General features: G+C 40.9%; 21 protein-coding genes and 1 tRNA gene. 7 read left to right on the top strand and 15 right to left on the bottom strand.

Annotated features, from left to right (window positions below; translation table 11 throughout):
• Positions 1–48 precede the first annotated feature (48 nt).
• From ftsH to hisA, 4 genes are all read right to left on the bottom strand, one after another.
• Entirely contained in the window at positions 49–1,989 is a 1,941-nt protein-coding gene (gene ftsH / locus CQA40_RS08260) for an ATP-dependent zinc metalloprotease FtsH (RefSeq protein WP_115520397.1), read from the bottom strand.
• A 110-nt stretch (positions 1,990–2,099) separates the two neighbouring features.
• A complete protein-coding gene (locus tag CQA40_RS08265) occupies positions 2,100–3,290 on the bottom strand; it encodes a 50S ribosomal protein L11 methyltransferase (protein ID WP_115520398.1) in 1,191 nt (396 codons plus the stop codon).
• A 144-nt stretch (positions 3,291–3,434) separates the two neighbouring features.
• Entirely contained in the window at positions 3,435–3,809 is a 375-nt protein-coding gene (locus tag CQA40_RS08270) for a chemotaxis response regulator CheY (protein WP_023927681.1), read from the bottom strand.
• A 163-nt stretch (positions 3,810–3,972) separates the two neighbouring features.
• Positions 3,973–4,698 (bottom strand): 1-(5-phosphoribosyl)-5-[(5-phosphoribosylamino)methylideneamino]imidazole-4-carboxamide isomerase, encoded by a 726-nt coding sequence (gene hisA / locus CQA40_RS08275; RefSeq protein WP_115520399.1) that lies wholly within the window; start codon positions 4,696–4,698, stop codon positions 3,973–3,975.
• A gap of 48 nt (positions 4,699–4,746) precedes the next feature.
• Here hisA and CQA40_RS08280 point away from each other — a divergent pair, with 48 nt between their 5' ends.
• Positions 4,747–6,759: an N-6 DNA methylase gene (locus tag CQA40_RS08280; RefSeq protein ID WP_115520400.1), complete on the top strand. Its 2,013-nt coding sequence runs from the start codon at positions 4,747–4,749 to the stop codon at positions 6,757–6,759.
• 34 nt (positions 6,760–6,793) lie between these two features.
• Positions 6,794–7,246, top strand: a complete 453-nt coding sequence (locus tag CQA40_RS08285) for an acyltransferase (RefSeq protein WP_115520413.1) — start codon at positions 6,794–6,796, stop codon at positions 7,244–7,246.
• A gap of 79 nt (positions 7,247–7,325) precedes the next feature.
• Here CQA40_RS08285 and CQA40_RS11240 read toward each other — a convergent pair whose 3' ends face one another.
• Together CQA40_RS11240 and CQA40_RS08290 are read right to left on the bottom strand one after the other, a co-directional pair.
• The gene (locus CQA40_RS11240) at positions 7,326–7,484 is read right to left on the bottom strand and encodes a hypothetical protein (protein ID WP_181882895.1); all 159 of its coding nucleotides are present in this window, start codon (positions 7,482–7,484) and stop codon (positions 7,326–7,328) included.
• 66 nt (positions 7,485–7,550) lie between these two features.
• Positions 7,551–10,544 carry an autotransporter outer membrane beta-barrel domain-containing protein gene (locus CQA40_RS08290; RefSeq protein WP_115520401.1) on the bottom strand — a complete coding sequence of 998 codons (2,994 nt, stop codon included), beginning with the start codon at positions 10,542–10,544 and terminating at the stop codon, positions 7,551–7,553.
• Positions 10,545–10,844: 300 nt separating this feature from the next.
• Here CQA40_RS08290 and CQA40_RS08295 point away from each other — a divergent pair, with 300 nt between their 5' ends.
• The 5 genes from CQA40_RS08295 (at position 10,845) to CQA40_RS08315 (ending at position 15,464) form a co-directional block, all read left to right on the top strand.
• Entirely contained in the window at positions 10,845–12,302 is a 1,458-nt protein-coding gene (locus CQA40_RS08295; RefSeq protein WP_258864511.1) for a phosphomannomutase/phosphoglucomutase, read from the top strand.
• Positions 12,303–12,639: 337 nt separating this feature from the next.
• The gene (locus CQA40_RS08300; RefSeq protein WP_023927675.1) at positions 12,640–12,924 is read left to right on the top strand and encodes an HU family DNA-binding protein; all 285 of its coding nucleotides are present in this window, start codon (positions 12,640–12,642) and stop codon (positions 12,922–12,924) included.
• 48 nt (positions 12,925–12,972) lie between these two features.
• Positions 12,973–13,049: transfer RNA gene (locus CQA40_RS08305), tRNA-Arg, on the top strand.
• Between the two features lie 106 nt (positions 13,050–13,155).
• Positions 13,156–13,896 carry a YggS family pyridoxal phosphate-dependent enzyme gene (locus CQA40_RS08310; protein WP_408941419.1) on the top strand — a complete coding sequence of 247 codons (741 nt, stop codon included), beginning with the start codon at positions 13,156–13,158 and terminating at the stop codon, positions 13,894–13,896.
• 206 nt (positions 13,897–14,102) lie between these two features.
• Complete coding sequence (locus CQA40_RS08315; protein ID WP_115520402.1) at positions 14,103–15,464, top strand: MFS transporter; 1,362 nt, start codon at positions 14,103–14,105, stop codon at positions 15,462–15,464.
• A 182-nt stretch (positions 15,465–15,646) separates the two neighbouring features.
• On the opposite strand, the gene CQA40_RS08320 is transcribed toward CQA40_RS08315, so the two are convergent.
• The 9 genes from CQA40_RS08320 to CQA40_RS08360 form a co-directional block, all read right to left on the bottom strand.
• A complete protein-coding gene (locus CQA40_RS08320) occupies positions 15,647–16,138 on the bottom strand; it encodes a hypothetical protein (RefSeq protein ID WP_115520403.1) in 492 nt (163 codons plus the stop codon).
• On the bottom strand, positions 16,110–17,354 hold the full coding sequence (locus CQA40_RS08325; RefSeq protein ID WP_115520404.1) for a glucosyltransferase domain-containing protein: 1,245 nt from the start codon (positions 17,352–17,354) through the stop codon (positions 16,110–16,112). Before CQA40_RS08325 ends, CQA40_RS08320 begins: the two co-directional genes overlap by 29 nt.
• 64 nt (positions 17,355–17,418) lie before the next feature.
• Positions 17,419–17,739, bottom strand: a complete 321-nt coding sequence (locus tag CQA40_RS08330) for a hypothetical protein (RefSeq protein WP_115520405.1) — start codon at positions 17,737–17,739, stop codon at positions 17,419–17,421.
• 38 nt (positions 17,740–17,777) lie between these two features.
• Positions 17,778–18,803, bottom strand: coding sequence for a M23 family metallopeptidase (locus CQA40_RS08335; protein ID WP_115520406.1), 1,026 nt, complete (start codon positions 18,801–18,803; stop codon positions 17,778–17,780).
• Positions 18,804–18,986: 183 nt separating this feature from the next.
• Positions 18,987–19,688: a hypothetical protein gene (locus CQA40_RS08340; protein ID WP_115520407.1), complete on the bottom strand. Its 702-nt coding sequence runs from the start codon at positions 19,686–19,688 to the stop codon at positions 18,987–18,989.
• A 45-nt stretch (positions 19,689–19,733) separates the two neighbouring features.
• A complete protein-coding gene (gene mnmE / locus CQA40_RS08345; protein ID WP_115520408.1) occupies positions 19,734–21,407 on the bottom strand; it encodes a tRNA uridine-5-carboxymethylaminomethyl(34) synthesis GTPase MnmE in 1,674 nt (557 codons plus the stop codon).
• 17 nt (positions 21,408–21,424) lie between these two features.
• On the bottom strand, positions 21,425–22,429 hold the full coding sequence (gene pta / locus CQA40_RS08350) for a phosphate acetyltransferase (RefSeq protein ID WP_115520409.1): 1,005 nt from the start codon (positions 22,427–22,429) through the stop codon (positions 21,425–21,427).
• A 170-nt stretch (positions 22,430–22,599) separates the two neighbouring features.
• On the bottom strand, positions 22,600–23,421 hold the full coding sequence (locus CQA40_RS08355; protein WP_115520410.1) for an outer membrane beta-barrel protein: 822 nt from the start codon (positions 23,419–23,421) through the stop codon (positions 22,600–22,602).
• A gap of 14 nt (positions 23,422–23,435) precedes the next feature.
• The coding region (locus tag CQA40_RS08360; RefSeq protein WP_115520411.1) for a Plug domain-containing protein at positions 23,436–26,131 on the bottom strand (2,696 nt) is incomplete at its 5' end.

Consider the following 26,131-nt stretch of genomic DNA (forward strand, 5'->3'; position numbering starts at 1 on the left):
CCTTTGTCTTGGTATATCTAGTTTAAAAATCTTATTTTATTAAGATTTCTAAACCTCCTCTTCTTGCTCTTGCGGGATAATGCGCGTTGGCATATCGTTTTGTTTTTCAAAATCAGTGATGATTTCGCGCACACGCGAGCCGTCAATAACCTCTTTGTCAAACAATTCTTTTACCATTAGTTCTATCGCGCCATCATAGCTTTTTAGCGTCTTTTTGACTTCACTGAAGCGAGAATCTAGCGTAGCTCGCACAAAGCTATCCACACTCTCTGCGGTTTTTTCGCTAAATTCCCTTGAGCTACCAAGCCCACCACCCAAAAATGCGTTGCGTTGCTTTTCTAGCACCATAAGTCCATTTTCATTTGTCATACCATAGTAGCTTATCATCGCTTTTAGTATGTCAGTAGCCCGCTCTAAGTCATTGCTAGCACCTGTGGAGATTTCGCCCAAAAACACATCTTCAGCTGCGCGCCCACCAAGTAGCACATCAACTTCTGCTAGTAGCTCGTGCTTTTGCATAAGGTATTTGTTTTCTTCAGGCGTGTTTAGCGTGTAGCCAAGTGCTGCCATACCACGCGGAATAATAGATACCTTATTAACTTTAGAAGCACCTTTTGTCATTTCGGCTATGAGGGCGTGTCCGCTCTCGTGATAGGCTACTATTTTCTTTTCTTTGGGGGAGATTCTGCGAGATTTTTTCTCTAGCCCTGCGATTCCGCGCTCGACTGCTTCTTTTAGATTGCTTTGAGATACTTCTTTTTGGTTGTTTCTACCTGCAAGGAGTGCGGCTTCGTTGATGATATTTGCCAAATCAGCTCCCGCAAGTCCTGCGGTAAGTTTTGCGATTTCTTCTAAATCCACATCGCGTGATAGTTTCACAGCTTTGATATGCACCTTTAGAATCTCTAGCCTGCCACTAAAATCTGGCTTATCAACCAAGACTTGCCTATCAAATCGCCCCGGTCGAAGCAAAGCAGGGTCAAGCACTTCAGGGCGGTTTGTCGCAGCTAGCACGATGACAGGAGCGTTTTCACTACCAAAACCGTCCATTTCTGCCAAAAGCTGATTTAGCGTTTGCTCTCGCTCATCATTCCCACCTACCATTCCACCTGCGGCGCGGGATTTGCCGATAGCATCAATCTCATCAATAAAAATAATGCTAGGTGCTTCTTTTTTTGCCATTTCAAACAAATCACGCACGCGACTTGCACCAAGTCCTACAAACATTTCTATGAAACTACTCCCACTCATAGAAAAAAACGGAACATTTGCTTCGCCTGCCACTGCCTTTGCAAGCAAAGTCTTACCTGTGCCCGGTGGTCCTACAAGCAAGACGCCTTTTGGGATTTTTGCCCCCACAGCAGCGTATCTATCGGGGTATTTTAGAAAATCTACGATTTCTACAACTTCTTCTTTTGCCTCTTCGTTGCCCGCCATATCATCAAATTTCACTTTGGGTTTTTCGGCATTTACGAGCTTTTTTGAACTTCCCATACCAAATATCCCACCGCCCATATTTTTTTGCATTCTGCTTGCCAAAAACATCCAAAGCCCAAGAAAAATAAAAATGGGCAGCAACCAGCCAAACATATCTGTCAAAAAGTTACTCTCGCTAAACCCACCATAAGGAATGCCATTCTCTTCTAGTAACTGAACTAGCGTGGGGTCGGCTACTTTTCGCGCTATGAAAGTAATCTTTGCACCATTAGAATCTATACCATTTGCTTTGATGATAGTTTGCCCTATGCTTACATTGCTTACTTGACGGCTAGAGATAAGCTGCTTTAGTTCGGAGTATTCCATACTGCGAGTTGCATTACCACCAAAAGCAGTGCTAAAAAGCGCAGAATCACCACTGCTAAACTTCACCACAAACATAGCAATCACGGCAAAAACGATAAAAAGTAAAATAGGATTTTGCTTCATTGGTGGTGTTTTTGGTGGTTTTTTGCCACCATTTTGTTGATTATTTTGTGTATTTTGCTCCATTGTTTCCTCTTATTTCCTCTAAAATAATTTGTTTGTCAAAAGACTTAAAAGCCACATTATAGTATATTTTGGCAAGAAAATTAGCCAAATTTAGTTGAATTTGGCTAATGCTAATTCTGCAAAGCAAATTTTATGCACACCCACTCATCTTTGCACTTCTCATCAAGCAAGACAAAGGCAGAATCTTTGGCACAAAAATGTGAGATGATAAGGGGAGCTTTGCTCTCAATAATGCCCGATAATATCAGCAGAGGAGTAAAAATATGTTTATCGTAGTTTTTTTTATTTTTGCGATTTTTGACACGATTTAGAGCAAATGCAAAATCATCTCGCAAAGGCAGTAAAATATCAGCCAAAATATTTGCACAAATAAGGTCATATTTTGTATCAAATGAGGGGTTTGCTAGCATTTTATCAAGCGTGCTTTGATATGCTTTGCCACAACCCACACGATTTTGCGCGAAATTTTTATGCGTTTGCTCTATGGCGTATTCATCAATATCGCACACATCGACTTTTGCACCCATTTTTGCCATAGCTATGCCCAAAATCCCACTCCCACAGCCCAAATCTAAACAAACCCTATTGCGCAAATTTCCCTCCAAATCGACTTTGTGCAACTCCTCTAAACACAAAAAAGTGCTTGCGTGATGCCCAGAGCCAAACGCTAAAGACGGGTCGATAACAATGTCTATAAATTCGCTAGATTTGGCATTTTTGGGTGCTTTTGTGCTTTTTGGTGGCTTTGTCGTTTGGGTATAGCTAGATTTTGGTGGCTCACACCACGAAGGACGGATATAAAATCTCGCGCACTCTATGGGGCTAACACCGCGCTTATACGCTTCTATCCAATCAACATTTTCGCATTTTTCTACACTATAAGCAAAACCTACTTTTTCTCCTACGCGCTCGCTTAAAGTTTGTGTAAAATCCTGCAATTCTTTCAAAAGACTTTGTGGGGTGGATTCTGCGCGGACAATCATCATTTGGGATTCTGTGCCTTGTGCTTCAGCTATCGCTAAGTTTGTGCAAATCTCGCTAAAATCAGCATTGCAACAATGCCATATAGGATTTGAAAGATTTTTGGTTGGGGTTTTTGTGGAATCTTTTGCAAGCTTTTTTGCAGATTTTGTGGAAGTTTTTGTAGTGTATTTTGTGGATTCTTGGTTAGATTTTTGAAGCTCTTTTTGCGTTATAGGCTTTTGCTCGATAGCCTCTTTTGTCGCCTCCAGCACATAATCGCAAAAAATATCAAAGTAGCCTGTGGGGACAATGCAAGTCTCATAATAATGTGTTTTCATAAAAACTATATAGCTTCTATAATCTTATGATTTTTGAATTTTATAATTTTTGCAATCTTTATAAAACTCTATGAATTCCCATATGGGCTCTGCACTTATAGCCATTTGCCAAAAGCAACGCAACTCAAATACGCAAAATCTATACTAATCATTTACCCCTAGCACGACTTCTAGCTTTTCTTTTAGCACTTGTGGGGTAAATGGCTTCACAATGTAATTATTCACGCCAGCTTTTAGCGCGGTAATGACTTCAGACTTGCCACCCTCTGTGGTTACCATAATGATTGGAATCTCCTTGTATCGCCCATCGGCGCGAACCTTTTTTACCAAATCAAGCCCATTCATTTCAGGCATATTCCAGTCTGTTATCAGCACCCCTATACCCTCTTGCCCATCCATAATCTCCCACGCTTGCACTCCGTGCTCGGCTTCTAAAATATCTTGGTAGCCTAGTCGCTCAAGAGTGTTTTTTATGATTCGTCTCATTGTGGAGCTATCATCAACGACTAATAATCTCAAGGGAAACTCCTTTATTTACTTTGCTTAATCAATGCAAGGGCAAATCTTACGCACCTTTTAAATTGCGTAATCATAACATAAAACCATTAAGATTTATCCCTTTCTTTGCCTTTTTATTAGATTTTGTTTGTGGTTTTTGCACACATTTGAAAATCACACAAAGCTAGCAATTAGCCTCTTTTATCGCTTCTTTTAAGTTGATTTTCCCCTCATAAAAAGCCTTGCCGATTATAATCCCACCAGCTAGATTTTCACCCTCAAAAGCATTTTTTAATTTGGTTACATCTTCTATGCCTTTGCACCCGCCACTTGCGATAGTTGGCTTGCCACAAGCCTTTGCGATAGAGAGTGTGAAGTCAATATTTATCCCGCTTAATGCCCCATCTTTTGAAATATCTGTGCAGATAACACCCTCTATGGCACTATCGCTATACTCCCCTGCTAGCTCTAGCGCATCTATCTCACTTACGCTTCCCCAGCCCTCTACTGCGACTTTGCCACCTCTAGCGTCTATGCCTACCACCACAGGATAGCTACCTGCCATAGATTTGGTAAATTCCACATTTTTTAGCGCGATTGAGCCAAGTATCACTCTATCTACACCGATATTTACATATCGCTTGATAGCTTCTTCATCGCGGATTCCACCTCCTACTTGGATTTGTAGTGAAGTGCTTTTGCGCAAAGATTCTATCAATGCTAGATTTTCATTCTTTCCACTTAGCGCACCATCTAAATCGACAATATGCACCCACTTTGCCCCAGCCTCTTCAAATAAACGCAAAAAATCGTGTGCTTCTCCATAGATTTTCGCACTATCAAATTCGCCTTGATATAGCCTAACAGCCTTGCCACCTTTTAAATCAATCGCAGGGAAAATCTCTAGCATAATAAATCACCTCTAAAAATAAACTTAAATCAACTTTAAGAAAACTTTTTGACAAAAAACAAAGCCAAAATTATAGCTTTTTATCGCAATTTCATCTGTGATTTTGGCGATGATTTTGACAAAAATGCTAGAATTTTGGTGCAGATTTTTGAAAATGGAGTTTTTTACAAAATGGATTCTACAAAAAAAACAGATTTTGATACATTGCAGCCGCTTTTAAAATGCTTTGACTATCTAAAGCCTTATTATATCGACACACTTGATGTTATAGGTGTTATGCTTGAGATGATTTTGCTAAAAATCAAAAAGCCAAAACAATACTCTAGCCTGCTCTCATCTGCCAACAAAACAAAAACTAGCAATAAACTACTTGAAGTGCTAAAAACCGCTCTAAAAGAACCTAAATACACTACTTTACTACTCACACAAGAATCCAAAATAAACCCTATAAAGATTTTGCGATTTATCGAGCAAAGCCACATATCAAAGATTTCAAATGAGCTAATTGAGGAGTTTTTGCACCTTATCACACAGAAAAAAACCTCTAATAAGCTATATTTCTACTCCACGCCCAGCGAGATAAATCGTCTTTTGGTGGGGATTTTAGATATAAAAGATAATGATGAAGTGTATAACCCCTGCTATGGAATGGGAAGTGTGTTTTTGTGCTTGCCAAGCAAAAAAATAAAACTCTATGGCGAAGAGCTAGATTCTAAACTTTCTTATCTTGCTAGGCTTATTGCAAGCATTAGCGGGATAGAGGAGACACATTTGGGCGTGGGCGATATTTTGGAAAATCCACTCTTTAGAGTCCAAAAAAACACACAAAGCACAAAACAAAACACTGCCCAAAGCAAAAATTCCACGATAGATTCACAAGATTTTGACTTTATGAAGTTTGACAAAATCCTCTGCAATCCGCCACTAAACGCACAAATGAGCACTGAAAATCTAAAAGATGATATGAGGTTTAGGGAAATGGGAATACTAGCAAAATCCTATCCTGAGCTAGTGTTTTTGGTGCACTCCCTTGCCCACCTAAAGCAAAAAGGTGTTTTTATCGTGCGCAACCAAACATTGCTAAAATCCTCGCTAGAGGGCAAGCTACGCTCCTATCTGTGTCAAAATGGGCTTATAGAAGCCATAATCGAGCTACCCAAAAATATTTTTCCTCATCAAAATTATGATTTTTCTGTGATTGTCATCTCTAAAAGCAACAAAGAGATTTTGCATATAAACGCAAATAACGAGCATTTTTTTGCCAAAGACGGCAAGTATAATCGCCTAAAAAATATCGAAAGACTTCTAGAAATCTATCGCTACAAAAAGCTAACTCCACATTCTGCGCTAACTCCGCTTGAGAAAATCTCTCCAAAAGACTTGCGAGCCCAAAGCTACATAAACTTGCGACTTGTGCCACCTACCCCACTGCCAATCACTGCCAAAACAAAAAAACTTGCCAAAGATTTTAGCTTGCAAGATTTGGGTGTAGAGATATTTCGCGGGCAAAGAGTGCAAGGCACAAGCCAAGATGAGCCTATCGAATTTTATGACATAGGTATAGCAGATTTTGCTATCTGTGGCTTTACGCAAAGCTTTGAAGCCAAAAAAGATAAAGGCAATGCTACCAAAATCTATAAATACCGCATAAAGCCTTATGATATTTTGCTATCTTTGCGAGGAGTAAGCCCCAAAATCGCCATAGTAGGACAAAACGCGTTTGCCAAAAAAGAAGTCTTGCAAAAAGATGGGGTTAGTATCTCTAGCATAAATATGATTCCAAGTGTGGTAAATGCTGGAATCATCGTGCTTCGCGCCCCTAGCAAGCAAGTAGCTATCGGGCTTTATTGTTATTTTTTCTCCACACAGGGCGAGGAAGCATTATCACGGCTTTACAAAACAAGCACCGATGGCGCGATAGACACCCAAAGCCTGCACTCTTTGCGCGTGCCAAGCGACTATGACAAAGGCTCTATGGATAAAATCGCTAGGCTTGATAATGCAAAAGAGAGAATCTATGCGATAGAGTGGGAAATACAAGGCATAAAAGATGGCAAATAATAATACAGAATCCAAAAAAGCACAATCATCACAAATGCGGATTTTGAAAAGCAGGATTGTAGATATTACGCACGGGAAAGGGTTTTGCGTAGTAGAGCCACTAAATCTTTATGGCTGTCATTTTGGGGATAACTGCTTTGTGGGACCATTTGTAGAAATCCAAAACGAAGTAACTATCGGGCATAATTGCCGTATCCAAAGCCATAGCTTCATTTGCTCACTTAGTATTATCGGAGATAATTGCTTCATCGGACATAGTGTGGCGTTTGTAAATGATTTGTTTAGAGAGGGTAAGCCAAGTGCTGATAAAAACAAATGGTGTGGCGCAAGTATAGGAAATAATGTAAGCATCGGGAGTAATGCTACGATTTTGCCTGTAAAAATCTGTGATAATGTCGTAATCGGCGCGGGAAGTGTGGTAACCAAAGACATAACCAAAAGTGGAATCTATGCTGGCAACCCTGCCAAAAAAATCCGTGATTTGTAAATACTAAGTTATCAAATGTCCAAAAGTATTCATCATTGCAAGGGCGACTTGTAGCCCGAAGCAATCTATTTCCCACTCTTTAGCACGAGGGGCTTGGGGGGTAGGTATCTTTTGCATTAGCAAAATCGCAGTAGCCTACAAAACCCCCATCATTGCGAGAGTGTCCGCAAGGATTCTCGTGGTAATCTATGTCTTTTTTATGGATTACCACGCTCACTTCGTTCGCTAGCAATGACAAAATGACAAAACCCTAAAACCTAATCTAAGCCTTACTCATCAAATGCCTATCCTTAAATCAAGCCATTTATTCATCAATATAGTAGATTTTTTTCTTGGACTTTTTAGGCTTCTTGGGTTTGGATTTCTTTTGTGAATTCTCTAGTGCGGAGCGAGAGATAGCATTGCCCTCTTTGTCTTTGACATAGTCCGTGCCACCAAACCAATACGCGTATTTGAGATTCAAAGTCGTAGTTACGCCATTAAACCAATCATCTGTTTTTACGCTTTGCCCTTGAGCGTTTTTCTCTTTGGCAAAAGTGCTAGCATAGAAAAGCCCATCATAGCCCAAACTTAGCTCGTGATTTTTCTTTATCATCCAAATAAAATCAAGTGCTAGATTCCCATACACTGCAGGTAGGGTAATGATTCCTGTATCGCTAAAATCTGGCTTGCCTATCATAAAGCTAGATGTTTGCTTATTGATTATGTTATATTTTACGCCCACTTTTAGATTTGTGCGAAATGTATTACCCCACATTTTGTGATAGCGCAATGCTACGCTTATTTGAGGTAGATGCCAATATATAGACTTATAGTATTCATCTGCGCCTAGCGGCATTATATCTACCCCACTATCTAGCCTTGTTATTGGTTTTGCAAACTTCATAGCAAACGCGCTTAGCATATCATAGCTTAGCCCGACTTCAGGACTTAGGTAGCTATTTCGCTTGAAGTAATAAAATGTAAAACCACCGCGCACTTCTGCACCTATGCTATACATCAGTGGCACGCTAGAGTTTTTTGAGTCGGAGTCTATTTTGTTTGTTTTTCCGCCTGCTTCAAATCTAAATTGTGGTAAATCCGCTCCACCGCGAATAGTTGCTTTGATAAACCCCTCCCATATTTTAGAAGTAATAGCAAAGGTTTTAAAATAGTTTAGCCCTGCTTGGATACTATTTGTCTGCACTGTGGCAGGAGCACCAGCTAGGGTAGTATCTGCGTGAGAAAACTCATACCCCATATACGCACCAACGATTCCATTTGCTTTTAAATTTCTTTGCAATCCTACCAATGCACCACCTGCGTATTCTATGGCAGAGCTTTTTGCACCCATATCTACGAAGCTATGCACAGCATAGGGAAGCGCAAAAACTCGCCAATCTCGCCTACCCGTATAGGGGATAAACATTACATCAAGTTGGTCTATGACTTCAAAGTTATTATATCCTTTGTCTAGATTTTGTCCTTTAGATTGCTCTAGGGTTAGCTTGGCTAGCTTATCACGCATTTTGTCGATTTTTGCTTGATTTTTGCGAGTTTGCTTGGCAAACTTGCTGCTACGGTTGGTTAGCCTAGACATATCGTATTGGATTAGCCTTAGCTCTACTTCTTGGTTGTAGTATCTATCGCTATGAAATGTCTTTGTCGTCATTGTATCTAGGATATTTTGAGTCATTGCATTTCTGCGCATATAGCTTAGAGCTAGAGAGCGATATACACTCGCGCCATAGCTAGTGGAAGCATCAGCTTGTAATATAAAGCCTTTTTTTGTCTGTGGTGTTACCACCCCTTTTATCTCAACATTTGCTTGTCCTGTTGTTTCTTTTAGCGAGACACCGGGGGAAGCTGAAACATTTGTAGAATCAATTTTTGTATTGGTATTATAATATCCGCCATCCCCTGTTAGCACGATAAAATCATAAAAATATGGCTTATTAGCCTCTGCGCTTGGACCAATAGTGAGGTATATAGCACCTTTTCCTATATTGATAGCAGATGGGTTGTTGTTTGTTGTATTTGCTGTGATGATATGCTGTGCTTTTAGTTTGGGTGTTGTGGCTTTGGAGTTCCATTGAGTTGCAGAAGCATCTATACTAAGAGATGCGCTATATATGTTTAGTCTAAGAATGGTAGCATTCAAATAATAGCTTGAGAGATGAGGAGAGAATACTCCTTGAGTGCCTATGGTAAGCGTGTTTATAGCACCTCTTGTGTCACCGTTTAGGGTGGTTATTTGACTTACAAAACTTCCTGCACCACTTATAGTGAGTGACTGTATGGTTGAGTTAACGCTAACTTGGATTCCACCACCGCTTATCCCACTACCGATACTAGCCCCACTTGCTATGCTTACATTGCTAAAATTGCCTAAAATAAGTTTACCTAAAGATGAGCCTCCACTAGCTGTTATGGTATTGCCACCTAAGCTAGTGAAGTCAAAAATCGTGCTAGATGCAGATATATTACCAAAGTTTACTTGTCTACCTGTGGTTCTTAAATCCACTTTTACGGTTCCTGCACCTACGGATAGTTGGCTATCCTTTAGCCCTAGATTGTAGATGCTATCGCTGCTAGATAAGGCATTTGCAAGCCTATTTTGCAGTTCGCTAGCACTCATAGAGCCTGTGAAATCTGCTGCTACAATTGCTTGACAAAAAAGCCCCGATATGATTGCTGCTTTGGCTAGGGATATTTTTGCGCTTAAGTGGGTGTGGCTTGGCTTTTTAAAAGTCCCCTCCCGCAGCACGAGTGGGGTTTGGGGGTGGGCGTCTTTTGCATTGGAAAAAGCGTGGAAAGATTCGTCATTACTAAAGAAACTTCGGCTTCGCCTCGTTTTGCGAGCAAATGCGTTGGCATTTGCGTGGCAATCTACACTTTTATTCGTCATTGAGAGACTTGACGAAGTCAAGTCGTGGCAATCTATTTTTGAAATCTGTGGCTTGCCACGCTCACTTAGCTTGCTCGCAATGACGGAAATGCCATATTCACTAGCAGTTGTTGGCTTTACTTGAAGTGCGGAAGTGGTATCTACCCACCCCCTTACCCCCTCCGCAAGGGAGGGGGAATAAGTGGAATCGCCACCTGCAAGGGAGGGGGAAATTACATTATGCCCACCTGCTTTGTCATATTGAGGTTTCGCAGAAACCGAAATATCCAAAGGATTTTGCAGATTTGCGTTTGCATTTTTGGATACTTCGCTTCGCTCAGTATGACAAATTGATCGTGAACTACTCTCTCTCTCTCTCTCTCGTTTATGTCTCAAAGCACTTATACATTTTGTGCTTTTATCTATATTCATCGTATCTCCTTAGGAAGTAATGTTTTTGGGTTGTGTCTAGTTTATTACAAACCCTATAAGTTTAACTCAAAAGTAAAGCAAAAAATCTAAATTTAAGTCTTTTTGGTGTCTTTTTATCTAATATATGAAAAATCTATATAGGTTTTACAAACTTTCTTAAAAATTTTTTAAGGATTTTTATGCAGGTTTAGCAAAATAAGGTTATGTAAAAAAATGTAGATTTATTAGACTCTCATTAGTGAGAATGTAGGAAAATCTATAATCTCAAAATAAGCAAAGCCACAGCAAAAAGGAGCAAAAATGAGTAAAAATGCGAACCAAAAAGTAGATATGAATATCTTTAGGGAGTATGACATTCGCGGGATTTATGGAGAAAGCCTCACAAAAGAAGTCGTGCAACATATAGGATTTTTGCTTGGCAAGCGCATACTTGCTAGCGCAAGCAAGGCAGTCGCCATAGGGTATGATGCGCGCACGCACTCCCCCACGCTGTATGAATGGCTAAAAGATGGCTTTATCTCAAGTGGTGTGGAAGTGTATTTTATGGGTATGATTCCCACGCCTGTGGCGTATTTCGCTACATTTGCAAGCGAAAAAATAGACAAAGAAGCAAATATCACAAGCTCTGTTATGATAACAGGTAGCCACAATCCACCGCAGTATAATGGGTTTAAAATCACTATTGATAAAAAGCCTTTTTATGGAGAGGATATAAGAAATCTAGGAGCAGAGCTAGCACAAGGCGAGCTAAAAGCACTAGATACAGCGCAAAATCAAGCCAAAAATCTAGACGCGCTAAAATGCTATGAGGATTTTTTGGTGGAGCATTTTGCGCGATTGGAGGATTTCCCTTACCAAATCGTGCTTGACTATGGCAATGGAGTGGGTGCACTCGGGCTAGAAAATGTGCTATCTCGCCTAAAAATAAAGCATACAAGCCTATATGAAAAGCCTGATGGCACATTCCCCAACCACCACCCAGACCCAAGCGAAGAAAAAAACCTCGCTGATATTATCAAGTATATGAAAGAAAATGGCACACCTATTGGAATCGCTTTTGACGGAGATGCGGATAGAATCGCGCTAATGACACAAAATCATCTCTACAAAGGCGATGAAATGGCGATACTATTTGCACGAGAAATCGCCAAAATCACGCCAAATCCAACTATCATAGGCGAAGTAAAATGCTCTCAAATAATGTATGATGAGATAAATTCTCTAGGCACAGCTATAATGTATAAGACAGGGCATAGCAATCTAAAAGTAAAACTAAAAGAGCTAAATGCGCAAATGGCAGCAGAAATGAGCGGGCATTTGTTTTTTAATGATAGGTATTTTGGCTATGATGATGCGCTATATGCGGCGTTGCGCTCGCTAGAGCTGTTTGCAATGCACACACCTAGCGAAGTAGAATCTAGCATAAAATCCCTACCCAAGCTCTACTCCACTGATGAGGAAAAAATCTCAACCACAGAGGAAGAAAAATTTGCCAAAATAGCAAATCTAAAAGCAAAGCTAGAAGCGATAGCACGAGATAGTAGAGATATAACCATACATACAGAATCTCATCGCAGATTCCCAAGAATATATGATATTATCGACATTGACGGGGTAAGAGTGGTGTTTGAAAATGGCTGGGCTTTGGTAAGGGCTAGCAACACTACGCCCGTGCTTGTAACGAGGTTTGAAGCAAAATCAAAAGAAGAGCTAGAGCAGTATCAAAATGCGATATTTTCGGTGCTAAGGGAATGCTAAGAGTGTGGATAGGGGGGCTAGAAAGGGGGCTTTTGGTGGGATTTGAGTGGTGCAAGTGATGCAAGGGGAGTGCAAATTTTGCACTACAAATGAATTATACAAGGTGTGTGAAATCTAGCGAGTGTCAAAAATAAGCAAAAAAAGAAGCAAAAACATCAAAAATCTAAAACCTAAAAATCAAGTAAAAAAGGGCTTTGTAGGACAAAAATCGTGCAAAATGCCCTAAAAATAGGGAAAATTTTGCACTTTTTTATAAAATTTTGCGCAAAATCCTTGATTTTAGGGAAAAAATTGTATAGAATAAGCACGCTTTAAATTTCACCTCAAAGGAGACACGATGAATAAAGCAGAGTTTGTAGAACTTGTAAAAGAAGCTGGCAAGTTTTCAAGCAAAAAAGGTGCAGAGGACGCAGTAAACGCTTTTGTAGCAGCTGTGGAAAAAGCACTTAGCAAGAAAAAGCCTGTTGAGCTAGTTGGCTTTGGCAAATTTGAAGCCACTGTGCAAAAAGGCAAAACTGGTAAAGTTCCCGGTAGCAACAAAACTTACACAACTAAGGACAAATATGTTCCTAAGTTTAAGCCCGGTAAGAGCTTGAAAGACCTAGTAGCTAAGGCTAAATAAGTCTTCTTCCCCCCATTTTTATGGGGCTTGTCCCCTTTGTGGGGGCTTGTCCCCGTAGCTCAGCTGGATAGAGCGTACGATTCCTAATCGTAAGGTCGTGGGTTCAAATCCCGCCGAGGACACCACTTTTTACTTTCTTTGAAACTTTTGTTTTTTTTTTTTTTTGCACTTTTTAGAATGTTTTTACTATCTCCACCAAAATATCTCCTATTTTTGCAATAAAGAGAAGCAATGATAAACGACTTTAGACAAAACCTAAAATCTATCCAAGACAAAATCCAAAAATACTCCCAAATCTACGCACAAAAACACAATATAAAAACCCACGAAATAAAGCTAATCGCCGTATCAAAATACCACAGCACGCAAGAGATTTTGGACTTGCACTCTCTAGGGCAATGCTGCTTTGGCGAAAACAAAGTCCAAGACTTGAGGCAAAAAATTGGCGAAATAGATTCCAAAAGTCTTGTTGGCAAAAACTCTATTGATAAAAATCCTATCAAATGGCACTTCATCGGTACACTTCAGCGCAACAAAATAAACTCCCTCCTTGCACTTCGCCCAGCACTTATCCATTCCATAGACTCCCTACCCTTAGCCATAGCCATAGATGAGAAATGCTTAGAATTAGGCATAATCCAACCTGTGCTATTGCAAGTAAATAGCGCAAATGAGCCTAGCAAGCACGGATTTAGCCTAGAATGTGCTAAAGAAGCGTTTCTAGAAATAAAAGACCGCGCCAAAAATCTCAATCTATGTGGGATAATGACTATCGGTGCGCACAGCGATGATAGAAGCAAGATAAATGATAGCTTTGCAATCACAAAAGAGCTATATGATAGCCTATCTAACGCAGGTGCTAGTGTGCTATCTATGGGTATGAGTGGGGATTTTGACTTAGCGATACAAAACGGGGCAAATATGCTTCGCATAGGCTCAGCACTTTTTTCCACAAATAAGCAAAATCCGTAAAAACTCAAGCAGGCAATATTTTGTTTATTTTTGTAACCCTTTGTCAAAAAGAAACAAAAAGCTATGCAATATTTTTAGTCGTTTTAAAACTCTTTGGCTAGAATGTTTTTGGATTCTACTTTAATATTTTTTTTTTGATTTTCTAAAAATTCCATAAAAATCAAAAAAGACAATTCCAAACCACTTAAATCACCAAAAGGACTAAAATGCAAAAATCTAAAAACCTATCCACTACTGCCACTTCGCAAAGCACTACTTCGCAGAGTGGCACTTCACAAGACAAAGCAGACTCTACATCCGCTACGAGCCAACTCTCAAAGCAAGCCAAAATCCGCTCTATCATCGCAGCAAGTAGTGGAAATCTCGTAGAATGGTTTGACTTCTATATTTATGCCTTTAGCGCGGTGTATTTCGCACACACATTCTCCACTTCAGATAACCCCACCATTCAGCAGATAAACGCATTTGGTATTTTCGCGCTTGGGTTTTTTATGCGCCCGATTGGCTCTTGGCTCTTTGGCTCTTTGGCGGATAAAATCGGGCGAAAATCATCTATGGTGATTTCAGTCGTGCTTATGGCACTAGGCTCTTTTATGATAGCAGCTCTACCTAGCAAAGATAGCGTGGGAGAATTTGCCGTGATACTTTTGCTTATAGCGCGGCTTATTCAGGGCATAAGCGTGGGTGGCGAGTATGGCATAGCAGCGACTTATCTTAGCGAGCTAGCAAGCGAGGGTAAGCGCGGATTTTACTCATCATTTCAGTATGTTACACTTATCGGTGGGCAGCTTTTGGCAGTGGCAAGTATCAGTATAATGCTATATTTCTACACCGAAGCGGAAATGAAAGAGTGGGCTTGGAGGATTTTGTTTGTCATCGGCGGAATTTTGGCACTAGGCTCACTTTTTGTGAGAAGTATTATGCAAGAGAGTGCACAGGATTTAGAAAAGCACGAGGATAGAGGCACGCTAAAGGCACTGCTTCAAAGCTGGAAGCCCTTTTTGCTCGTGGTGGGAATCACTTCGGGCGGCTCTCTAGCGTTTTATACCATCACGACTTATACAAAGACTTTTATGATAAATTCTGCACATATCAGCACGACTACTTCCAATCATATTATGCTTTACGCGCTATTTTTGCTTATGTGTATGCAGCCACTTTTTGGGCTACTAGGGGATAAAATCGGACATAAACGGTCTCTCATCATCTTTGCCACCCTTGCAATGTGTGGAATCTACCCGCTATTTATGCTACTAGGAAGCACGCAAGTGAGTGCAAATCCATACTATGCCTTTGGCGTGATAGTCGCACTTTTTGTGATACTTAGTTTTTACACTTCAGTGGCTGGAATCTTTAAAGCAAAGCTATTTCCTATGCACATTCGTGCGCTTGGCACGGGGTTTGGCTATGCGATACCAAATGCGATTTTTGGTGGCTCTGCGCAATATATCGCGCTAAATTTCAAAAACGCGGGGGTGGAGAATGGATTTTTTATCTATGTAACGATAATGATGGCACTCGTGCTAATCGTAGCTAGCCTACTACCCAAAAGAGGAATAATCAACTAGGAAAAATCCATAAGAGAGCAAGAGCTATAAAAACAATCTCGCCACAAAAAGAACAAAATCTAAAAATAAGCGAACCGAAAAAATCTAAGATTCTTTTTGTTTGATGATTTTATTTGTCTAAGGATTTTTTGCTTGCTTAGATTTTGGTTGCTTAGATTTTGCTTGCTTAATCATTTTAGATTTTACTCGCTTGGTTTAAGCGTGACGATAAGGCAAGTTTTTGGTGTGTCGTTTTTGGATTCTTTTGCTTGATGAGTTTCGATTTTGTGATAGGGATTTTCTAGCAAAACTTTCGCACTAGAATCTATGGTAGAATCTCTTGCAAATTTTGTGGCTTTTTTGGTGCATTCTTGGTAGGATTGCTCACTAAAAGTTTCAATCGCATAAGGAATCTTATAGACTTGCAAGACTGCAGGCGTGGTAAAATCCTCGCCCAAATGTATCGGCAAAAGTGCCTTTGTGATAGCATATCTACGCGATAACTCTTGTGCGGTAGGAGTGTAGCCGATAGTGCCTTTTATGAAAATTATCGTGTCATAGTCTTTGACTAGCTTTGGTTTTTTCCATTTGTGCCACCATTTGTTTGGATTTCGCCTGTCTTGTAAATGCGTTGTGTAAGTGGGGTTTGGCTTTATTTTAATCAAATCATTTATCAGCAAATTTGCCCGAAACATTGTGTATTCTTGCTGCTTTGTAAGTGCGTTGCCATAGGCAATTGGCATAAAGCACACACTGATAGGCTAAAATAAGTGCAAAAGCTCGTCCCAAAAATTTAAAAACTTTGCCATTTTGAGAATATCTAAGGCAAAACAAGCAAAGCACAGCTACAAAAGTGCCGATTCCATTAAACACTCGTGGTGCAAATATAGGCTTCTCTAGCACCAAATACGCCCCAAAAGACAAGCCTAAGCTCACACCCAAAAACAAAACAGCACAAACAAATATGCAGGCTTTGCCTAGCAAAGAAGCCTTAGTATTTTTAGATTCTCTAGCAAAGTCCCCAAAACAACAAATAACCACAAAAAACACACATAGTGCATAAAAAATAAAAATAAATGGACTCCACGCCATACCGCTAAGTAAGTGATGAAAATAAGTGCTTATGTTTGCATATATCCCCCCCCCCCCGCCAAACATTTCACTAAAAGAAAGCATTTTATCGCTAGCATAGCTGTTTATATCAGTCTTTCGCACAAAAATTACTTTGTAAATCCCACTAGCAAACACAAAACTTCCTGCGCAAGATAGCACAAAAGCCAAAATATGCTTTTTGTTGTTTCTAAAGCTTTCAACTATCATCACAAAGGCAAAAAATAAACAAAGCACGATATATACGCTATTTGCAGCTTGATAGCTTAGATATGAAAACACTAGGCAAACCACACTCACAGCACAAAACACAGCTAGATTTTTGCGAAAGATAAAAGGCAAGCACGCACACAATAGCGCGAAACTCATCGTAGCGCAATCAAACCTGTATGAGATATTTTGCAAAAAATACGGACTTAGCCCAAGCGGTGCTAAAGCGATGATTCCCCAAAAACTAAAGCCACCATTTAGCGCGTATAAAATCGCCATAGACGCAAGAGTGAGAAAGCAAATGCCTAGCAACTGATAAAGTGGGGAAATATCCAAAATCCCATCAAAAAGATTTAGCACCTCTACCAAAAATGTCGCCATATAGCGAGAAAAGCCACTGAACCCTTGACGATTCATACTCCTAACCCAATCATCTAAATAATACGCATTCCCTCGCAATAACGCAAAAAGCGCGACAAGATATAGACAAACACCAAAAACAAAAATAGCCTTAAATTGTGGCGTGTGAATAAAATCTAGCAGATTTTGTTTAAAAACTGCGTAGTGTTGTGAGATTTTTCTTTGTGGCATTTGTGATTCCTTTGTAAGTTAGCGATTTGTGGCTAGTAGCTTGGATTTTGGCAAATTTAATTTTTTATAGCTTTTTGCTACCAATCATCTTTAGTGTCTTTTTCATAATCTTGTCATATTGAGCTTTTTCCTCTTCGTATCGCTTTTTTGATAAAAAAGCCTTTTTTGATTTTTTTCTAAGCCCTGTCCTAGCTTGTGAATCCAAATAAGCAGGTGTCCCGCAAGGACATTTTGAAATTAAGCTCAAAATACGAAATAACTCCTCTGTTTTTTCTTCTGCTATGACATATTCTGACATATCTGTGGCAACTTCTTTTTTTGCTTCATCTAGGCTTTTATTGACTATATAAAAATCATAGAGTAGTTTTTTAAGTTTTTTTGTCATTTTTACCCCTTGTGCTTTTTCAGATTTTACTTTTTACTTCACTCAAATAGTGCGTTTAGCGTGGCAATAAAGTGCAGTGCATCTACACTCACTCCCTGCACCATCATAGAGAAATGCAGATGCGCACCACTAACGCGCCCTGTATCGCCACTTAGCGCGATTATTTGCCCTTTTTTCACGCTATCGCCCACTGCGACTTTTAGCTCACTGCAGTGAAAGTAAGCACTATAAATCCCCTCTCCGTGGTCGATGACTACACTTTTGCCAGATAAAAATCTCTCCTTTGCAAGTGCTATTTTGCCATCATTTGCTGCTTTTATGGGTGTGCCGATAATTGCGCGAAAATCCGTGCCTGCGTGGTAGCTTTTTAGTTCGTTGTTAAACATTCTAGCATTGCCATAGTGGCTTGTTATCACGCTTCCTAGTGGTAGCTCAAATCTCTCACTCCATAGTCGCTCTTTCGTGCGCGTTAGGTAGATTTTGTTTGCTTCCTCTAGCTCGCGCGTTATTCTCTCCTGCTGTGCTGCGTTTGGACGGACTTTGGAAGTATCTGTAACTGTGATTTGCTCTTTTTTGTAGTTGGCAGCTTTTACCTCCAAGATAAGCCCATCTTTTAGGGTGATTTTGCCAAGATTTGCGCGATATGGCACGCCCACAAGCGCGATTTTTGTATCTGTCTTTGTGGGGTGGGCTAGCCAAGAAATCGTCTTTGCACCAAATTTTAGTGGCTTTGGATTTGCTTCATTTGTAGTGAAAATATATGCCGTGCCATTATAAGCGATATGCGGGATTTGTGCTGTGATAGCACTAGGGGAAGTAAGTGGTGTTTGGCTTTTGAGTGGTGTGGTTGTAGTAGTTTGTGGTTTTGGTGTGTTGTTTTGTGGGTTGTTTTGTGCTTTTTTTTGAGGATTGTTTTGAGGAGTTTTTTTAGTGTCTTTTTTGGCAGAATCTTTATTTTTTTCTTGTTTTGGATTTTGTGGTGGAGTGGATTGATTTTGCTCTATGCTTTGGGCTAATGCGCTAGTGAGCAAAAACACGCATATATATAGCTTGATATTTTTCATTTTGCTCCTTTTTTGTGGGTTTTGGATTTGTGATTTTTGCTTTAAGGATTTAAAATGGTTTTAAGAGATTTTGCTTAAAGCCCTAGAGGCGCATTTTACCCAAAAAAGCACAATTTTAAGCCAACTAGCTAGCTACAAGTCCAGCCACCACAAAAGCGCAATAAAAATTTAGGCTAAAAATCTCTAGAAATAAAATCTCATTCCCACCAAAACTTTAAAAATCCCTCCTAATGTAGTTTTTTCAAGGCTTTGTGGCACTCTAGCACTTAAGTTTGCCACCCCTCCTCCCACTTCAAAATACGCACTATGCCCTCTAAGCGAGATAAACTCGTGTCCCATTCCACCTTGCACTTCATAATAATATGGCGAGCGAAAAAAATCCGTATGGGCAGAATCTAGCAAGCCAAATCCAGCACTGATATGCAGATATGGACGAAAAAATGGCAACCCTATGCGTGAGGCTAGAGAGCTACCAAGTGTCGCGCTAAATATGACTTTTTCGTGTGCGATGAGGGCTAGGCTATCATAAGAATCGCTGTGTAATTTTATGCCTTTTGCTTCAAGTGATATGGCGTTTCGCACCTGCCACACTTCGCCACAATAGATACAAAATCCAGCTTCTACCCCACCACCCATCATCGAGCCAAAATTGCCAAAAACCCCTAAAGCAAAATTTGAAGTAGGGCTAAAATCTTTTTTGGATTTAGATTTTTTACTAGATTTTGCACTGCTTGATTCACTAGAATCCGCGCTAGATTCTAGTGTAGAATCCACGCTAGAATCTAAGCTAGATTTTGGGCTAGATTTTATGCTAGAATCCGCCATACAAACACTCATACAACCGCTTCCAAACACTACACACAATGCAAATATACAAACTCTCATAGATTCTCCTTGTTTAGCGCACTTTTGAACTTCTATCACATTTTGTCACTTGCCAAGACAAAATTGAGAAAACATTTTATCTAGCATTTCCTCATTTGTATATGGCGAAGTGATTTGCCCGATAGATTCTAGCGTATCTTTTATATGATAGGCAAAGAGCTCTAGCTCGCTTGTGTCTAGCCTTTGCAATGCCAAATCAAGATTAGCAATGCTTGCTTTTAGGGATTCTAGCTGATAGGACGCACTCAAAATCACTTCGCCATTTAGATTGCTTTTGGTGATGATTTCTTTTAGCTTCTCTTGGAGTGTGTGTGCGGTGCGCTCGACATCTAGCGCACTTATGGCTAGGCTTTCATCACATAGATTTTCTATATGCTTTATGTCTTGGCTTTTTAGGACATTTTTGCAATCGCTTTTGTTAAAAATAGCTAAAATTTTTTTGTCTTTTTTGTTTTTGCTTAGCGCGTCTAGCACTTGAGTGTCCTCGCTATCTAGCAGTCGTGAGCTATCAAAAATCGCAAGGACAATGTTTGCTTCTTGCAAGGCTTGCAAACTTAGCTGTATGCCTTTGGATTCTATCATATCTGTGCTAGTGCGTATGCCTGCGGTATCGATAAGGCGCACAATGCTACCGTCAATTATGATTTCCTCTTCGATTCTATCGCGTGTCGTGCCTGCGATACTTGAGGTAATCGCCCTCTCTTGGAGCAAAATCGCATTTAGAAGTGAAGATTTGCCGACATTTGGCTTGCCGATGATTGCTAGCTTCCACGCGTTGCCGATTTTGGCTCTAGTGGTGGAAAAATCATAGATTTTAGCAAGCCTTATGCGCAAGGATTCTAGCTTGGTGTGTATATCGCTTATAAGCTCACTTGGAATATCCTCCTCACTATAATCAATCATCACTTCCGCACTTGCAAGCGTGAAATACAGCACCTCACGCACCTCACGCACAAAATCCCCTAGCGAGCCTTTTAGCTGGGATATAAGGGCACTCTGCAGATAAGCATCTTTGGTAGCTATCATTTGAGCGATAGCGTTTGCTTGGGATAAGTCAATGCGTCCATTTAGAAACGCCCTCTTGGTAAACTCCCCCCCGCGTGCGAGCCTAGCACCATAGTGTAAGCAGGATTGTAGCACCTTTTGTGCGATAATATCACTTGCGTGGCAATGCACTTCGATGACATCTTCGCAAGTGTAGCTATGTGGGGCCTTGTAATAGATGATGATAGCCTCATCAAGTAAGATTCCCCCTTTGTCATAGACATTGCACAGCGTAGCGTGACGTGGGGATAAATCGATAGAATCTATTTTTGATTTTGCTTGTGTGGTGTTTGTATCTTTTGCTTGTGTGGCACTTGGATTTTGTGTAGGGATTTGGTTTTTGTCTTTGCTAGATTCTTGGTTAGTTTTTTGATTAACTTCTTGGTTAATTATTTGATTGCTTGGATTTTTGTAGCTAGGGTTTGAAGTGTTGTTTTTTATAGGCACGGCGATGAGAGAAGCGATTTTTAGGGCTTGTGTGCCACTTAAGCGAACTATGGCTATGCCCCCTCCCACCGCACTACCCGCTCCACTACTACTTACCCCACCTTCCCCGCCACTATCTAGACGACTTGCCACAATATTTGGCGTAGAGATTGCTACGATTGTGTCTTGTGTATCGCTAGAGATATGCTGTGGGCTAAGGTGTGGGCTAGATTCTTGCTTTATTGGCATTTTTTATTGCTTCGTGGCTACTTCGTGTCTTGTGCTTGCAGGGCGGTAAGTGCGGCTACACCCACAATGTCTTGTGCGCTACACCCGCGTGATAAGTCATTGATAGGGGCTGCCATTCCCTGTGTGATAGGACCATACGCTTCCGCCTTAGCAAGCCTTTGGACGAGTTTGTAGCCAATATTTCCAGAATCTAAATCAGGGAATACCAGCACATTTGCCTTGCCTGCGACATTTGAGCCTTTTGCTTTAGATTCTCCCACGCTTGGCACGATTGCCGCATCAAGCTGAAGCTCCCCGTCAATAGCAATGTGTGGCGCGAGCTTTTTGGCAATATCACGCGCTTCTATCACTTTATCCACATCTGCGTGCTTGGCACTGCCATAAGTGGAGTGGCTTAGCAATCCCACATAGGGCGTAGCCTTGGTAAGGGCTTCAAAGCTCTTTGCCGAGCTAATGGCAATATGTGCGAGCTCCTCTGCGCTAGGATTTTGCACCAATCCACAATCAGCAAACACAAATGTTCCATTAAGCCCAAAATCGCAATTTGGCACGACCATCACAAAAAAGCTCGATACGATTTTAGAATCTTTTGCCGTGCCGATGATTTGCAGTCCCGCTCGCAGCACATCAGAGGTGGCATTTATTGCACCCGCTACCATTCCGTCTGCTTTGCCACTTCGCACCAACGCCACGCCAAAATACAAAGGATTATTAAGGAGCAAATCCTTTGCTTGCGCGCTATCCATTCCCTTTGCCCCGCGCAATTCTACAAAAAGTTTGATAAACTCTTCTAAAAGCGGGCTACTAGCTGGGTTTATAAACTCTGCTTTGGCTACGCTTAGTCCCTTGTCTTTAGCGCGTGAGTTTATCTCGCCCTCATCGCCTACCAAAATCACCTCTGCAAAGCCCTCTGCCAAAATCGCGCTCGCTGCTTCTAGCGTGCGTATGTCGCTTGTCTCTGGGAGCACGATTTTTTTAATATCTGCCTTTGCCTTTGCTTTAATGTCATCGATAAAACTCATTTTACACCTCTTTTTAAGAAATTTAAGACACTAAATATTATGCTATTTTGATAAATTTGCGATTAAAAGATAGGTTTGTCGCTTGGCAAAAAGCACAAAAGATTACATTTATACACACTTTTTATGAAAATCTTTTGTGTTAGAGATTTTCACATTTTTATTTTACGCCACTAATCAAATGTCCAAGTGTAGCGCAAGCCCACGCTCCACTGCTCTTTGAAGTCGCCTCTTAAGCGATTTATGGTGGTTGTAGTTTGTCCATTTGATTTATTTACACGCTCTTTATTTGCTTTGTAATCAAGCTCAAACATAGGCAAAGCAAAAATAAACTCAACCCCACTATTTCTAGCGATATTTGCTCTTAGCCCTACATTTATGCCTAAGTCAAATCTGCTTTTGGGGAAATTGCCATTATTTAGTTTGCGCAATTCCTTATTGATATTATCTATGTCTTTACCCAAATACGAAATCCCACCGATTCGCACCCCTGCAAATAGCCCAAGCCCAAACACACGCTTCACTACGATAAAATTTATCATCATATTGATATTTAGTCCATATCGTAGCATTGTGGGGTTATATAATTTGTCGTTATTTCTTATATGCGTTTTTGTGGCGTTTAAGTCGCCATATACACGCACTCCAAACTGCACCATTTGCTTAAAAGGCTCTAAAAATCCCTGATAGCCCAAGATAATTCCACCGCCCGCGCCATAGCCATTTGCACTGATAGTTGAAAGTGGCGTTATGGTAGTAGTCGTGGTAGTGCCACCTTGTGCTGTGGCTTTATTGCTTACGATAGTGGTTTGTGTTTCGCTGTATTGTGCGAATCCAAATGAGCCATAAGACGCACCAAGCCCTAGTATAAATCCGCTTACTTCGCCACTATTTATGGATTTTGACGATTCAAATAAATCGCTTGATTTAAGTCCTTGTGATGATAAAATCATTATAAACCCTACAAAAAATAAATCTTTGATTGCTCTTTTCATTGCCTAACCCCCCTTTAGAATTTATATCCCACTTGAAACCAAAACTGCCGTCCCATTTCATACACTGCATAAGCTCCCGCAGAAGCAATCCCGGGAGTTATCGCGCCATTAGTGGTTGTTACGCCTGTGGCTTGGAGCGTTGTCATATTGCGTGCGTTAAGCACATTATAAATATCCACATTGACATAAAGTATGTTTCGCATTTTTTTGCCACGATAGACATCTACTTCCATTCCTATGCGCATATCCCAGCTAAATGCCGCTTTGAAGTGCATTTTGTCAAACCGCTGATAATTCGTGCCATTTATGCTTATGGTTTGCGCGGTATTTATCATTCTATCAAACCCGCCACGATAACGAAAAAAGTTGTTCCACAGCCACTTTGTGCGCGAGATTTTGAAGCTATGCGTGGTGGTAAGTCGCAGGGTAAATGGTCGCGCGAAGTTTTCCACAGGTCTATCACGGTAGCGTATGAGAGCCCCATCATAGTAGATAAGCTCGTTATTAGCATATTCATCATCATCTCTATCCACGCCGTTATGCGTGTTTAGCCAAATGTTGTAACTGCGCTTTACTTGCGTAACATCATAGGCAAACAAATAGTGATGAGCGATTCCAAAGGTGTTTATAGGCTGTGTATTTTGTAGTATTACCGCTATTATGTCGCTTTGTGAGCTGCCGTTATTGTTCCAATACGAATCGCTGCGCGTTTGAGCATTTCCCGTATCTTGCCTCATCACTTCATCGCGTCCAAAACGCATAATATACTTTGCGCTTAGCTCGAAGATTCCGAGTTGTTGTGTGATACCGCCCATTAGTTCATCATCATAAGGCACGCGAAGTTTTTCAAAGTGAAAAAAGCTACTTAGGTTGTAATCATTGTTGCGCTTCCAATCGCTAGGCGCATTTGCGCCACTACTGCAAGTATATCCATTTGCTTGACCATTAGCAGCATCATCACACATTCGCCTGTGCCACACCTCCCAGCTTTTGCTTTGCTGTGCATAGAGCCAAAAGCTTAGCAAATTGCGCCCATAGTAGCGATTTGCTCCAAATGTGAGTTTGGTTTGCCACTCTCTTGGCGCGGGTGTAACATAACTTAGCGAAAATCTCGGCGCAATAGTGTGCTTGCCCATATAGCTATCCCCATCAAAGCGCAAGCCCGGACGAATGTTAAGAAGCCCCATAAAGCCAAAATCTAGCTGCATATCATTTTCTGCAAAGACTCCATAGCTTAGCCCATTAAAGACAAAATTATTTGCTTTGTTGATTCGTATTTGTGTGGCAAATTGCCCGCCAGCACCACTCCCGCTTGTCATAGGTTGCCCGTTTTGCAATAGTGGCGAAGAAGAGCAAAGCCCATCATATCCTAGAGAATCCACCCCGCAATGTTGCACCGTAGTCATTCTTGTAGGATTGCCCTGCATCCAATAATGGTCGGTTGGGCGATTGCGCCCAATGTAGAGATGAGAGATTTCAAAGCCTAAGCGGATATTGTTGCTTAGGCGGTGGATTTGTAGCGGCTCAAAGCTTAAATCACTTTTATAAGTAGTGGTGGCTTGGGTTTGGTCTAAATCGCCAAACCCACCCTCAAACACAAGTAAATTTGTGCCACCACCATTTTTATCCACACTGCGAAACCATTGATAAAAGTAGTTCGCATCGCTTTTGCGTGAGTTTTCTACATAGGATAGTCCTAGCGATTGTGTCCATAGGGCTTTTGGGAGCTGCCATAACGCCTTTAGTCCCGCTTGGTAGCCTCCGCTTCGCATTTCATAGTAGCTATTTGCCGCAGCGTCATTGTAGTAAGTGTTATACTGCGGGGCATAGCCTAGATTTGCTTCTAGTGTGAGGTTTTCTCGTGGATTCCAATGCGCTTTTAGGTAGTAGTTGTAGGATTGGCGTTTGTTTTCGCGCTTTTTGTCTAAATCGTTTCCATAGCGATATGAGGCGAGATTACGATATGAGCTTAGTGGGATAATGCTCTGTGTGGTGGTAAAGCTCGCTACTAATCCTAAATCTTTAGTGATATGCCCCTCTAGGCTTGATTTGATAGAGTATTTGAAAAATTCTGGTTGGTAGCGTTCATCTGCGCTTAAAAAGAGACTGCTCTCCGCGCGCTCATCATAATGATACTTAGTGAGGGAGAATTTTTGAGGGTCGGCATTGCCTTGTGTGAATTGATATGAGATATTGCCGTGCCAGCCTTTGAAGCCTCCGTCATCTTTGCGTGCTCTGCGGACATTTGCCTCCACCACCCCGCCGCTAAATCCTCCATAAGCTGCGCTAACATTGCTATCTTGCACGGTTATGGATTCTAAAAGGCTTGTGTCGATGTTTAGCCCTTGCGAGCCTGTGGAGCGTATGGAGGTTTGGTTGTTTGTGGTGCTGCCGTGCGGGTCTAAGTCGTTGTTCATATTAAACCCATCAAGTTGGAAATTATTTTGCCAAAAAAGCCCGCCACTTATGGAGATATTTGCAGGGTCGATTTCACCGGGGGAAGTGCTTCGTAATTGGGAGTTGTCAAACTGCACATTTGGAAGCAAGCGCAGGATTGAGGTTATATCGCCATTCCCACTTGGGTTTGATTCTAGCAAAGAGCGTGAGATTGTCCCCGCACTTGATGAGTAGGTAGAAGAAGAGTCTTTGTGTCCATAAGCTGTGATTTTGCCTAGAGAAGTTGCTTTTAGGTTGTCGCTAGAATCTGTGT

Origin of the sequence: Helicobacter sp. MIT 01-3238, from assembly GCF_003364135.1 — a bacterium.
Taxonomy (GTDB): domain Bacteria; phylum Campylobacterota; class Campylobacteria; order Campylobacterales; family Helicobacteraceae; genus Helicobacter_B.

What these genes read in the sequence shown, in the direction of transcription:
- CQA40_RS08290 (WP_115520401.1), bottom strand. Translation starts at nt 10,544, where the DNA reads ATGAATATAGATAAAAGCACAAAATGTATAAGTGCTTTGAGACATAAA.
- pta (WP_115520409.1), bottom strand. Translation starts at nt 22,429, where the DNA reads ATGAGTTTTATCGATGACATTAAAGCAAAGGCAAAGGCAGATATTAAA.
- mnmE (WP_115520408.1), bottom strand. Translation starts at nt 21,407, where the DNA reads ATGCCAATAAAGCAAGAATCTAGCCCACACCTTAGCCCACAGCATATC.
- CQA40_RS08300 (WP_023927675.1), top strand. Translation starts at nt 12,640, where the DNA reads ATGAATAAAGCAGAGTTTGTAGAACTTGTAAAAGAAGCTGGCAAGTTT.
- hisA (WP_115520399.1), bottom strand. Translation starts at nt 4,698, where the DNA reads ATGCTAGAGATTTTCCCTGCGATTGATTTAAAAGGTGGCAAGGCTGTT.
- CQA40_RS08310 (WP_408941419.1), top strand. Translation starts at nt 13,156, where the DNA reads ATGATAAACGACTTTAGACAAAACCTAAAATCTATCCAAGACAAAATC.
- CQA40_RS08285 (WP_115520413.1), top strand. Translation starts at nt 6,794, where the DNA reads ATGCGGATTTTGAAAAGCAGGATTGTAGATATTACGCACGGGAAAGGG.
- CQA40_RS08335 (WP_115520406.1), bottom strand. Translation starts at nt 18,803, where the DNA reads ATGAAAAATATCAAGCTATATATATGCGTGTTTTTGCTCACTAGCGCA.
- CQA40_RS08325 (WP_115520404.1), bottom strand. Translation starts at nt 17,354, where the DNA reads ATGCCACAAAGAAAAATCTCACAACACTACGCAGTTTTTAAACAAAAT.
- CQA40_RS08320 (WP_115520403.1), bottom strand. Translation starts at nt 16,138, where the DNA reads ATGTTTCGGGCAAATTTGCTGATAAATGATTTGATTAAAATAAAGCCA.
- ftsH (WP_115520397.1), bottom strand. Translation starts at nt 1,989, where the DNA reads ATGGAGCAAAATACACAAAATAATCAACAAAATGGTGGCAAAAAACCA.
- CQA40_RS08340 (WP_115520407.1), bottom strand. Translation starts at nt 19,688, where the DNA reads ATGAGAGTTTGTATATTTGCATTGTGTGTAGTGTTTGGAAGCGGTTGT.
- CQA40_RS08265 (WP_115520398.1), bottom strand. Translation starts at nt 3,290, where the DNA reads ATGAAAACACATTATTATGAGACTTGCATTGTCCCCACAGGCTACTTT.
- CQA40_RS08355 (WP_115520410.1), bottom strand. Translation starts at nt 23,421, where the DNA reads ATGAAAAGAGCAATCAAAGATTTATTTTTTGTAGGGTTTATAATGATT.
- CQA40_RS08315 (WP_115520402.1), top strand. Translation starts at nt 14,103, where the DNA reads ATGCAAAAATCTAAAAACCTATCCACTACTGCCACTTCGCAAAGCACT.
- CQA40_RS08330 (WP_115520405.1), bottom strand. Translation starts at nt 17,739, where the DNA reads ATGACAAAAAAACTTAAAAAACTACTCTATGATTTTTATATAGTCAAT.
- CQA40_RS08295 (WP_258864511.1), top strand. Translation starts at nt 10,845, where the DNA reads ATGAGTAAAAATGCGAACCAAAAAGTAGATATGAATATCTTTAGGGAG.